We start from the raw sequence: 12,460 nt of genomic DNA, 5'->3' as shown, positions 1-12,460 counted from the left end.
ACCGGAAAATCACCAACTATTGATGCATTCAGATCAAGGGTGGCATTATCAAATGAAACAATATGCCCGGACACTTGAATCAAGAGGTATTGTGCAGAGTATGTCTCGAAAGGGAAACTGTTATGACAACGCAGTAATGGAGAATTTCTTCGGGATCATGAAGTCGGAATTCCTCTACATAAAAGAGTTTGAAAGTGTAGATCATTTTAAAATAGAATTAGAAAAATATGTAGATTATTATAATACGAAACGGATAAAGGCAAAATTAAAAATGAGCCCGGTGCAATACCGGACTCATTTGGATCAAGCTGCCTAATGAAATAACCGTGTCTAACTTTTAGGGGTCACTTCAGAAACTCGCTCTTTTTTTGTTATGTACAATAATTCATTACTACTCTAATTCAATCGAAACATTTTTTTGTGGTACGAATGTAGAAATTGCATGTTTATAAATAAGCTGTTGCTTACCTTCTGTTTCCAGTAGGACTGTAAAATTATCAAATCCTTTAATTAATCCACGAAGCTGGAAACCATTTAATAAGTACAGCGTAACAAACGTATTTTCTTTACGGAGTTGATTTAAAAACTGATCTTGAATATTGATTGATTGCTTCATGTCGAATCCTCCTCTTTTTCTCTACTTACTATTATTCGACTTTAGTTGTAACTTTCCTTCTATGTATCGTAAAATTTCTGACGTTTTTTCACCATCTGTAACATCAAACCATGTGACATCCATTTTATTACGGAACCACGTTAATTGACGTTTTGCATAACGACGTGAATTCGTCTTTAATTGTGATACCGCTTCTTCTAAAGAGACACGATTCTCAAAATAATCATATACCTCTTTATACCCAATCGCTTGAATAGATTGACAATCTCTTATCCCACGATTATACAGCCCTTCTACTTCCTCTAATAAACCTTGTTCCATCATTAAATCCACTCGTAAGTTAATGCGATCGTATAGCATTTCTCGATCCATTGTCAAGCCAATTAATGAAACATCATATAATAACTCGTTTTCTTGTTTTTCGAGTTGATCACTCATTTTTTCGCCCGTCGTATGGAAAATTTCTAACGCCCGAATGACACGACGCACATTATTAGCATGAATACGCTCCGCGCTTTCTGGATCTACTTCTTGCAATTTTTCATGTACATATTCCACACCACGTTCTTGAGCTAGCTTTTCCATTTGCTCTCGGTATATAGCATCACCAGCATCATCTGTAAACTGATAATCGAATAAAACTGATTGTATATAAAGACCGGTTCCACCAACAATAATCGGTAATTTACCCCGCTCTGTAATTTCTCGAATATGTTTACGAACACGTTCTTGAAATTCTGCGACAGAAAATGAATCTTCCAGATCTTTTATATCGACCATATAATGTGGAATTCCGTCCATCTCTTCTTTTGTCACCTTTGCGGTTCCAATGTCCATCGTGCGATAAATCTGCATGGAATCTCCACTTATAATTTCACCATTCAACGCTTTGGCAAGGTCAATACTTAACTTCGTCTTTCCAACAGCAGTTGGTCCAATGATGACAGCAACCTTTTCGCGTTGCATTTCTCCCATATCATTCAACTCTCTTTATGTAATATACTCCATCTATTGATTATATCCAATCTTAACAATTTTAACGGTACGATTGCAAGTTCTTTCATTCTGGTACATGAAATTTCATATAAAAAAGAACATAGTTTGTCCAATTCTGCATACACATGATAAAAAATAGATTTGAGAGGATGAGTTGACTATGAAACAATCTACCATTAATTTTTCATCTTTAACAAAAGACCTCATTTTAGCCACTGCTACAAAAGAACAAAACTGTTCACAAGAAGAATTATACTTCGCTCTAAATTGTTTGCTACGTTCTTTTCATTCTATGCTCCAAGAAACAACATTACATCCAGAAAATAAAAATACAGAGTATATGCAGACTCAATTTTGCAGTGCATATAAAATTCTTACAGGTACAACTATTTATCCCTTTCAATAATCCATAAAAAGCGGTTGCTTGAAAATATGTAAGCAACCGCTTTTTAAATTAATACATATACACTATTGTATAACTTTCACTTTTACAGACTTACGGCCCCAGCTATTAGCACTACCATCTGAGCCCACTAATACATCAATGCGATTTCCTTTAATCGCACCACCAGTATCTCCAGCAATCGCTTCTCCATATCCTTCTACCCATACTTTCGATCCAAGTGGAATTACCTTTGGATCAACAGCAATTACTTTCATATTTGGATTCGCTGTTAAATCATGCCCCATTGCAGTTAACACACGACCACCATACGTACCATTCTCACTCGGATTTGCTGTATACGCCGTCGCTTCTACTGTTATTTCACGACCGCCAGCAGGTGCATTTGTTTCAGCAGATTTCTTAACTGGTTTCGCAGCTGGCTTTTCCTTTGCTACAGGCTTACTTGATTCTACATTTTTAACAGACTCTTTGCTCTTAACTGCCGTATTATTTTTAACCGACGGATTTACTCTAGCCGGTTCTTCTTGCGTTACAACTTCTTTCTTTTCAATCACAGGTGCTTCTCCTGTTAAAAATGGTACGTGAACATATGCAACTTTTCCATTGTAGTCGAATTGTAACCATTCATTTTGAACTTGATTTGTCGTTTCAATCAAATCATTTTTATTAAATTTACCAAGAATTTCAGAGTCAGTATTCGCTCCAGCACGAATATTTAATACGTTCGCAGTTACATAATACGTACTTTTAGTAAATTCAGCACTTACAAATGCTTCTTTACCGTCTAATTTAATTTTCGACCATCCGTTTTCTGTATTTATAACATCTAATTTATTTCCACTTAACATTTTACCTACAAGCTTTGACTCTACATTTGGGTTTTCTCTCACATTTAATACGTCTGTTGTTACAATCGTTTCTGCTTTCGCAGAACCTGCAAAAATCCCAAGACCAAAAACTGCCGCTGTTGCTATACCTAATAATTTTTTCATGAATAGCCTCCATTTGCTTTGTTTTCGTATTTTCATTATAGCAACAGATTTTTTAGTTTTTTAGAAATCACACAATTACAAAGCATTCGTAATATACGATTAACGAGTTGTAACATAAATTTCCATATTAATGAAATGCATTTTCAATAGAAACCCCAATATTTTTCATATATTTTCCACATACAAGCATGAAAATTTTTTTCCAAAAAAAATTACAGTATTACTGTTTTGTTACAAAAAAATCATATTCCATTACATCTTTTACCATAAAACATCATTCTCCAATTATTAATCTCTTTTTTTGTAATAAAAAAGAGTAGCTTATAGCAGCTACTCCTTTTTCATTTATTATTTAACTTTCTTTTTCCAAATTCCCATCATAAGAGCAGAAATAACTGTCCCTACTAATATAGAGAAAATATATAGCAACGGTTTATTTACTAATGCTATAACAAATAACCCACCATGTGGTGCCGGTAATGTAATTTGGAATAACATAGATAACGCGCCTGCAATACTTGAACCAACAACACAACTTACAATTACTCGAATCGGATCTGCAGCTGCAAATGGAATTGCACCTTCTGTAATAAACGATGCTCCCATAATATAATTTGTTAAACCAGATTTACGTTCCGCTTCTGTAAACTTCGTTTTAAAGAATGTAGTTGCAAATGCAATTGCAAGTGGCGGTACCATACCACCAGCCATAACAGCAGAGTGAACTCCAAAGTTCTGCGCTTCTATTGCAGCAATACCAAATGTAAATGCGGCTTTATTAATTGGACCACCCATATCGATTGCCATCATACCACCTAAAATAAGACCTAGTAATATAGCATTTGTACCGTTCAAACCATTTAACCATCCTGTTAACATTTCATTCAATGCTACTACAGGTGGATTTACTACTTTTTGCATTACAACTCCTGTAATTAACAATCCAAAGACTGGATATAACAAAACAGGTTTAATTCCTTCTAACTGCGCTGGTAATCCTGAAAATAATCTTTTCAATCCTAAAACAACATATCCAGCTAAGAAACCAGCAATTAATCCTCCTAAAAATCCAGCATTCGCATGTGCCGCTAAAAATCCTCCGACAACACCAGGCATAAAACCAGGACGATCAGCAATAGAACTCGCAATAAATCCAGCTAAAATTGGTACAAGGAATAAAAACGCCCCTGTTTTTCCTCCACCAATAGACATGAACAATTCAGCTAATGGACCTTCCGCCTTTATACCACCAAACGAAAACGCTAGCGCTATTAAAATTCCACCGCCAACAACGAACGGAAGCATATTACTTACACCACTCATTAAATGCTTATAAATTCCTAATCCTTTTTCTTTCTCTATACTCTCTGACTTCCCATTCTCTTTTACACCTTTAAAGATTGGTGCATCTTGTTTGACAGCTCGATTAAGAAGCTTTTCCGTTTTTCTAATCCCATCAGCTACCGGCACTTGAATGACATGTTTTCCAGCAAAACGATTCATTTCTACTTGTTTATCTGCCGCAACGATAATGGCCGTTGCGCGTTCAATGTCCTCTTTCGTTAAACCGTTTTTTATACCTGTTGATCCGTTCGTTTCAACTTTAATCGCAATCCCTAACTCTGCCGCTTTCGCTTTCAAACTATCAGCAGCCATATATGTGTGAGCGATTCCAGTCGGACAAGCTGTAACAGCTAATACGTATGGTTCATCCCCTTCTGGTTTCGCTACTTCAACTTCTTCTTCTTTTTCATTCTCTTTTTCATCAAATAAGCGAAGAAGTTCCTCTTCATCCTTTGCTTCTAATAATTGCTTGCGAAATCCTTCATCCATTAATAATGTAGAAAGACGGGACAACGTTTCTAAATGTGTATTATTTGCTCCTTCACTTGCAGCAATCATAAAGAATAAATGTGCAGGCTGTCCGTCAAGAGATTCATAATTGATACCGCTTACACTTCTACCGAAACAAATCGCCGGTTGCTTAACAGCCTTCGTCTTCGCATGAGGTATGGCAATGCCTTCCCCAATTCCAGTCGTACTTTGGGACTCCCGCTTTAAAATAGCTTCTTTAAATTCCGTTTTACTATTTAAACGATTTGCCCCACTTAATTTCTCAACTAATTCATCTATGACAGCTTCTTTATTTGAAGCTGTCAAATTCATAATGACTGTATCCCTTTTTAATAGTTCTGTAATTTTCATATGTTACTTCCCCCTATCGCTTAACTACAATTACTTGCGACAATAATTCTTCTACTTTTTCCTTTTTACATAAATCTGCCGAAAATGCTGTTGCACTCCCTGTTGCAACGCCATATTGGAATGCCTTTTCAATTTCTTTTGTCTGTTCGTATTTACCTACAAATCCAGCAACGAGAGAATCTCCTGCCCCAACTGAATTAATAACAACACCTTTTGGAACAGTTGCTTCATATATACCTTCTGCCGTAAATAATAAAGCTCCATCTCCGGCCATTGATACAATAACGTTCTCTACACCTTGTTCGACTAATTTTCTTCCATACGGTAAAATCTCTTCTACCGTTGAAAGCTCCACTCCAAATAACTCACCAAGTTCATGATGATTTGGCTTTATTAAAAATGGCTTATTTTTAATTACATGTTGCAGTGCACTTCCACTTGCATCTACTACTACACGAATACCTTTTTCAGCTCCCAACGCAGCAATTGATTCATAAAAGGTATTTTGAATAGAAGCCGGTATACTTCCAGCAAGTACAACACAATCTTCACGTTGCATACTTTCAATTTTTTTCATCAATTGTCCAAACTGTTCTTTTGTCACAATAGGACCTTGTCCATTTAATTCTGTTTCTTCTTCCCCTTTTATTTTTACATTAATTCTAGTATCTTCATCTACTTGGACGAAATTTGTTGTTACACCTTCATCATGTAATACATCTTGAATAAACTGACCAGTAAATCCACCAGTAAATCCAAGTGCAACATTTCCAACACCTAAACGATGAAGAACGCGAGAAACATTAATCCCTTTTCCTCCAGGAAACTTCATGTCTTTCTCTGCTCGATTTACTGTGCCTAAATCAAAAGAATTAACTTGTACTACATAATCAATAGATGGGTTTAAAGTAACTGTATAGATCATTGTTTATCAGCCTCAATTACATTGGTTTGTCTTTTATATTTTTCTAAATCAATTTCTAAATGGTTTGTAATAATATTTGCATCTTCAACATTGGCAATTTTCGCAAACGCAACTTCTGAAAACTTACTTTCATCAATTAAGAAATACCCTTCGTTCGCTAATGTTAATGCCATTTGTTTTAAAAGCGCTTCTTCTGGATCTGGTGTTGTAAAACCAAACTGTTCATGTACGCCATTCGCTCCTAAAAAACATTTATCAAAGCGATACTTCTGCATACTTTCCTGTGCCATCGCACCAATTAAAGCCTTCGTCCTACTCTTCATCATTCCGCCTAGTAAATACGCACGAATATTATTTTCAACTAAAGCTTCAATATGCATAAGTCCATTCGTCACGACAGTAACATCTTTATTTATTAGAAATGGAATCATTTCAAATGTTGTACTTCCTGCATCTAAATAAATACAATCCCCTTGTTCCACAATAGTAGCTGCATACTTAGCAATTTGATGTTTTATTTGAATGTTTTTGGATGATTTTTCAATCATCGTTGGCTCCTGTCCCTTTGCTGTTAAAACAGAGGCACCACCATGAACTCTTTTTAATAACCTTTGTTTTTCTAATTGTGCTAAATCACGACGAATTGTTGATTCAGAGCTTTCTGTTCTTTCAACTAATTGCTGTAATTTAACTACTTTCTGTTCTTTTACAAGTTGCAATATCATTTGATGACGTTCAGGAGTTAACATTTTACTCACCTCTTCTTTGATTACAGTATAATGAAAACGATCACAAAAATCAACCATATTCATTCACAAATAACCAAAAACAATCAAAAATAGTGATAGAAAACAAAAAATAAACCCGTTTGATTGTTATATCAAATGGGTTTCTTTTCTCGATTCACTTATAAAGAAGCTTTATATATGCTTAAAACATCATCTTTATTTAATTTTTTAAAGTTACCAAATTCACCATAAGCCATCGCTTTATCCGCCATTAAATCAATTTCATTTTCTCCAATAGTATAATCAGATAATGCTACTGGCGCCTCAATTGAAGTCCAAAATTGACGCAGTGCCTCAATTCCTTCTAACGCCACTTCTTTATCTGTTTTGCCATCTGTTTCTATATCAAATACACGAATAGCGAACTGCTTAAAACGACTTACATTTTCATCTATAACATGCTTCATCCAATTTGGGAATAGAATTGCAAGGCCGCCGCCGTGTGGTATGTCATGAACAGCAGAAACTGCATGCTCAATATTATGAGTTGCCCAGTCTCCTTTTACTCCCATTGCTAAAATGCCGTTTAACGCCATAGTACCGCAATATAAAATTGTTTCCCTATGCTCATAATTTTCTAGATCGCTTAAAAGCTTAGGAGCTGTTTCAATTACTGTTCTTAAAACAGATTCACAATAACGGTCTTGTAGTTCTGTATTTGTTCCATGATGGAAATATTGTTCTAATACGTGTGACATAATATCTACCATACCGTAAATTGTTTGATCTTTCGGTACAGACGCAGTATGAACTGGGTCTAAGATTGAAAACTGCGGGAAAGTAACCGGGCTACCCCAGCCGTATTTTTCATTCGTTTCCCAGTTTGTAATTACCGAGCCTGCATTCATTTCAGATCCTGTTGCTGCAAGAGTAAGTACAGTACCAAATGGTAATGCCTCGCTAGCAAATGCTTTTTTCGTTACAATATCCCATACATCACCATCGTACTTACTACCAGCGGCAATCGCTTTCGTACAGTCGATTACACTTCCTCCACCAACTGCTAAAATAAATTCGACACCATTTTCTTTACAAATTTGAATCCCTTTTTTTACTGTTGATACACGAGGATTCGGTTCAACACCAGTCAATTCAAATACTTCCGCATTTATATCTTTTAAAATAGAAATTACATTATCATATATACCGTTTCTTTTAATGCTGCCTCCTCCATATACGAGAAGAACTTTTTTACCGAACTGTGGAATTTCAGTTTTTAACTGCTCTAATTGTCCTTTACCGAAAATAAGTTTTGTCGGATTACGAAATACAAAATTTTGCATATCTTTTTACCATCCCTTCTATTTAAAAAGCAACTATACTTTTGTATACCATATTTTTTTCATTTCACAAAAATATTTGCTTAACAAAAAAATCCCAGCCTTTAGGGCTGAGATTTTTTATTGATAATAAGGTGAGATCATTAAGTAAACAATAACACCAGATAGACTTACATATAGCCAAATTGGCATCGTCCATCGTACAATTTTACGGTGACGTGTTAATTGATTCGTAAAACCAAATACAAGTGCGAACAATGCAAGTGGTACAATAATTGCCGCAAGGATAATATGTGTAATTAAAATGATGAAGTACACATATTTAATAAATCCTTCCCCGCCAAAATGTGTTGCTGGCGCCAAGTAATGATACGATAAATACGAAACACAGAATAGCAAAGTCGTCGTGAATGCCGCAAGAATGAAACCACGGTGCATTTTCACATTCTTTTTAATAATAGAGTATAAAGCTGCTAATAAGAATACGAACGTAAAGCTATTAAAAATTGCATTTAACATTGGTAAAATCGTTACATCAAAATGTACTTCTCCTTCATAGCCAACAGGTCCAAAGAACAAAAATAAAATAATCGCATTTACAATTACAGAAAGCGTTATCACAATAGGAGCATAGCTTTTCTGATTTGTTGATTGATCCACCAAAATGGTCACTCCCTCTTCCTTCAAATATGTATACGTAACCTCACTATTTTAACATATTATTCACAGTGTAAATGTGACAATAGTTTGACACAGTAAGACAAGACAAAGAAAAAAATCCTTCTTAATAAGACTTCTTAAGAAGGATTTTATCGCTTTATTATTCAAATAGCAATGCAATTAGTTTTTGTTAAAAAACGTATTGCTATATGCTTGAAAAATTTCAGATACTTGATATCCCATTAATGAAATTGCTGTTAATGAAAAGAAACCAATCATAAGAAATCGAAACCACATATAAATCTCCTCCTTGTATTTAGCTTAAAAAACGTTAGCTATATTACAAGTTACGTGGCACTCTTCATCATCACTTTCTTTCTTCTTTACAATTGCTGTTATAAATCGAATCATAAAGAATATAACAAAAGGAATTTGTTCGTAATTCACCTTGGCATAGTTCAGCAACGGCTCGCGCTGCACATCGAACGGGGATGAGAAGGAATAGAACATACCTTGCTCTTCCATATATACAATTACAATTTTCATGCAAAATACTATTCCTAGAAACGAAACAATATCTTGCCATTCTGTCGTATCTAACAGGTTATACAGCTCTAATACGTACTCTTCCATCATCATCCCCCCTTCCTTTTTTACCATTTTGCTCGCCTTCGTATAAAAAGTCAAGAAAAAAGTTTATATTCACTATGACAATAGTAATTACTCGTTTCTATGTTTATATATGATTCTTTTATAGCAATGATTGGGTGTAACTCTATTCCAAAACAATAAATTAGAATCGAACGGATTCTTCATTTCTACTTTTAGGTTTCAAAACTGTGCTATTTTTATTTCTATTAAAAATAAAATAAGAAAGTATTATAAGAACAGTAACAAGCATCGTTAAAAGTGCTTGTGGACGCAAAGATTCAATTGCAAGCATTGCAACTAAAACTGCTATAATAGCAGCAATTGTAACATACGTTACATATGGGAAAAGCCACATTTTCACTTTCAAATTTCTTTGTTCTACTTTTCCCATTTTTTTACGCATCTTTAAATGCGAAACTGCAATAACGAGATAAACGAGTAACGCGATCCCACCAGAAGCATTCACTAAAAATAAAAATACTTTATCTGGAGATATGTAACTAAAAACAACTCCAATATAAGCGAAGAAAGTTCCAAATAAAACTGCTCGAACTGGAACACCACTACTGTTCAATTTTAAAAACACCTTTGGAGCATCTCCTCTTTCTGCCATCGAAAAAAGCATTCTTGAGTTTGTATATAAGCCCGAATTTAAACAAGAGAGTACAGCTGTTAAAACGATAAAATTCATAATTTGTGCTGCCGCTGGTATTCCTATATGTTCAAGTACCGCTACAAAAGGACTTTTTAGTATGTTTGCTGAATTCCACGGAAGAAGTGTAACGACTATAGCAATAGATCCAATGAAAAATACGAGAATACGCCAAATTACACTATTTGTTGCTGTTTTTACCGCTTTTACAGGCTCAGCAGACTCACCAGCCGCTACTGCTACAATCTCTGACCCCATAAATGAAAATATAACGACGGTAATTCCAAGCAGCACCGAACTTATCCCATTTGGCATAAATCCCCCTTGTCCTACTAAATTTGAAGTGCCAGGTGCTTCCGTTCCTGGTACAAATCCTAAAATAACAGCAAGTCCAAGACAAAGGAATAAGACGATACTTATTACTTTAATAAAAGAAAACCAATATTCAAACTCTCCAAATGATTTCACTGAAAAAACATTCGTCAACGTTAATAAAATCGTTAATATTAGGCTTAATAACCAGAGTGGGATGTCTGGAATCCAGTATTGAATAATACCAGCACCTGCTGTGGCTTCTATTGCAATAACAATTACCCAGAAAAACCAATATAGCCACCCAATTGTATACCCCGCCCATGGACCAATAGCTTCTCGTGCATATGTTGCAAATGAACCACTTGTCGGGTTAATAGCTGCCATTTCCCCCAACATTCTCATGACGAAAATGACTAGAAGTCCTGCTAATCCATATGAAACGATAGAACCTGGCCCGGCCGAATGTACAACTGCACCACTTCCAACAAACAAACCAGCCCCTATTACACCACCAATTGAGATCATCGTAATGTGGCGTATTTTTAGGTCTTTCTTAAGATTTTTATCCAAATTTTGTACATCCCCTTCCAAACTTTATTTTGAAATTTATGTAAGAGTATTATGCAAAAAACCTTGTCTTACATTTCTTAATATATCAAAATATTCTGAATTCAAAAATTATAAATCCACCTCCTTCCTAAATTATTACATTAGGTTTAATAATTTTCCATACACAATTGTTGAGAAAATTTTTAAACCTAACAAAAGATAAAATTTTCAGATATCATTAAAGAAACAAGATTATACATCTAGACAACTTTTTGTATAGGAGTGTTGATATGTTAAACAAGTTCAAATTCATTTGTTGTATGTTAGTAATTTTCTTACTGCTACCGCTAGCCCCCTTCCAAACAAAAGCAGCAAACAATTTAGGATCAAAATTACTCGTTGGATATTGGCATAACTTTGATAACGGTACTGGCATTATTAAATTAAAAGATGTTTCACCAAAATGGGATGTAATAAATGTATCTTTCGGTGAAACTGGTGGTGATCGTTCCACTGTTGAATTTTCCCCTGTGTATGGTACAGATGCAGAGTTCAAATCTGATATTTCCTATTTAAAAAGTAAAGGAAAAAAAGTAGTTCTTTCAATAGGTGGACAAAATGGAGTCGTTTTACTTCCTGACAATGCCGCTAAACAACGTTTTATTAATTCCATACAATCTCTAATCGATAAATACGGTTTTGATGGAATAGATATTGACCTTGAATCAGGTATTTACTTAAACGGCAATGACACTAATTTTAAAAACCCAACAACTCCTCAAATCGTGAATCTTATCTCAGCAATTCGAACGATTTCAGACCATTACGGTCCAGATTTCCTATTAAGCATGGCCCCTGAAACAGCTTATGTTCAAGGCGGGTATAGCGCATATGGAAGCATATGGGGTGCATATTTACCAATTATTTACGGAGTGAAAGACAAACTAACTTATATTCACGTTCAACACTATAATGCTGGTAGCGGCATTGGGATGGACGGTAATAATTATAATCAAGGAACCGCAGACTACGAGGTCGCGATGACAGATATGCTCTTACATGGCTTTCCTGTAGGCGGTAATCCAAATAATATTTTCCCCGCTCTTCGTTCAGATCAAGTAATGATTGGACTTCCGGCGGCACCAGCAGCAGCTCCAAGTGGCGGGTATATTTCTCCAACTGAAATGAAAAAAGCTTTAGATTATATCATTAAAGGCGTTCCTTTCGGAGGAAAGTATAAGCTTTCTAATCAAAATGGCTACCCTGCATTTCGTGGTCTAATGTCTTGGTCCATTAATTGGGATGCAAAAAACAACTTTGAATTCTCCAATAACTACAGAACATATTTTGATGCTATTCCTTTGCAAAAATAATAAAAAACAGCAATAGGTTATATAAAGTAACCTATTGCTGTTTTTATTTATG

13 protein-coding genes are annotated in these 12,460 nt (G+C 35.1%); 3 read left to right on the top strand and 10 right to left on the bottom strand.

The window, feature by feature from the left end; genetic code table 11:
- A partial coding sequence (locus tag ACS2MN_RS20020; protein WP_438894758.1) for an IS3 family transposase occupies window positions 1-316 on the top strand: 316 nt, incomplete at its 5' end.
- A 75-nt stretch (window positions 317-391) separates the two neighbouring features.
- On the opposite strand, the gene hfq is transcribed toward ACS2MN_RS20020, so the two are convergent.
- Both hfq and miaA read right to left on the bottom strand, forming a co-directional pair.
- A complete protein-coding gene (hfq, locus tag ACS2MN_RS20015) occupies window positions 392-616 on the bottom strand; it encodes an RNA chaperone Hfq (RefSeq protein WP_000813896.1) in 225 nt (74 codons plus the stop codon).
- A 21-nt stretch (window positions 617-637) separates the two neighbouring features.
- Window positions 638-1,591, bottom strand: a complete 954-nt coding sequence (gene miaA, locus ACS2MN_RS20010; protein ID WP_098805606.1) for a tRNA (adenosine(37)-N6)-dimethylallyltransferase MiaA — start codon at window positions 1,589-1,591, stop codon at window positions 638-640.
- Window positions 1,592-1,772: 181 nt separating this feature from the next.
- Here miaA and ACS2MN_RS20005 point away from each other — a divergent pair, with 181 nt between their 5' ends.
- Complete coding sequence (locus ACS2MN_RS20005; RefSeq protein ID WP_000814417.1) at window positions 1,773-2,018, top strand: hypothetical protein; 246 nt, start codon at window positions 1,773-1,775, stop codon at window positions 2,016-2,018.
- Between the two features lie 62 nt (window positions 2,019-2,080).
- Here ACS2MN_RS20005 and entD read toward each other — a convergent pair whose 3' ends face one another.
- The 8 genes from entD to gabP form a co-directional block, all read right to left on the bottom strand.
- A complete protein-coding gene (entD, locus tag ACS2MN_RS20000; protein WP_000734606.1) occupies window positions 2,081-3,010 on the bottom strand; it encodes a cell wall-binding protein EntD in 930 nt (309 codons plus the stop codon).
- Window positions 3,011-3,358: 348 nt separating this feature from the next.
- Window positions 3,359-5,215 (bottom strand): PTS fructose transporter subunit IIABC, encoded by a 1,857-nt coding sequence (locus tag ACS2MN_RS19995; protein WP_000704650.1) that lies wholly within the window; start codon window positions 5,213-5,215, stop codon window positions 3,359-3,361.
- A gap of 13 nt (window positions 5,216-5,228) precedes the next feature.
- The gene (pfkB, locus tag ACS2MN_RS19990) at window positions 5,229-6,140 is read right to left on the bottom strand and encodes a 1-phosphofructokinase (protein ID WP_000640840.1); all 912 of its coding nucleotides are present in this window, start codon (window positions 6,138-6,140) and stop codon (window positions 5,229-5,231) included.
- Window positions 6,137-6,889 (bottom strand): DeoR/GlpR family DNA-binding transcription regulator, encoded by a 753-nt coding sequence (locus tag ACS2MN_RS19985; protein WP_000957289.1) that lies wholly within the window; start codon window positions 6,887-6,889, stop codon window positions 6,137-6,139. Before ACS2MN_RS19985 ends, pfkB begins: the two co-directional genes overlap by 4 nt.
- Before the next feature lie 158 nt (window positions 6,890-7,047).
- Window positions 7,048-8,211, bottom strand: a complete 1,164-nt coding sequence (locus ACS2MN_RS19980; protein ID WP_001179085.1) for an iron-containing alcohol dehydrogenase — start codon at window positions 8,209-8,211, stop codon at window positions 7,048-7,050.
- Window positions 8,212-8,328: 117 nt separating this feature from the next.
- Window positions 8,329-8,871 carry a DUF420 domain-containing protein gene (locus ACS2MN_RS19975; protein ID WP_000228316.1) on the bottom strand — a complete coding sequence of 181 codons (543 nt, stop codon included), beginning with the start codon at window positions 8,869-8,871 and terminating at the stop codon, window positions 8,329-8,331.
- A gap of 318 nt (window positions 8,872-9,189) precedes the next feature.
- Window positions 9,190-9,528, bottom strand: a complete 339-nt coding sequence (locus ACS2MN_RS19970) for a hypothetical protein (protein WP_015000843.1) — start codon at window positions 9,526-9,528, stop codon at window positions 9,190-9,192.
- Between the two features lie 133 nt (window positions 9,529-9,661).
- On the bottom strand, window positions 9,662-11,056 hold the full coding sequence (gabP, locus tag ACS2MN_RS19965; RefSeq protein WP_000360129.1) for a GABA permease: 1,395 nt from the start codon (window positions 11,054-11,056) through the stop codon (window positions 9,662-9,664).
- A gap of 269 nt (window positions 11,057-11,325) precedes the next feature.
- On the opposite strand from gabP, the gene ACS2MN_RS19960 reads away from it, so the two are divergent.
- A complete protein-coding gene (locus ACS2MN_RS19960; protein ID WP_000932451.1) occupies window positions 11,326-12,408 on the top strand; it encodes a chitinase in 1,083 nt (360 codons plus the stop codon).
- The last annotated feature ends 52 nt before the right edge of the window (window positions 12,409-12,460 follow it).

Origin of the sequence: Bacillus cereus group sp. BceL062 (assembly GCF_051780025.1) — a bacterium.
Lineage (GTDB): Bacteria > Bacillota > Bacilli > Bacillales > Bacillaceae_G > Bacillus_A > Bacillus_A toyonensis.
This window is presented reverse-complemented; position numbering and strand designations above follow the sequence as displayed.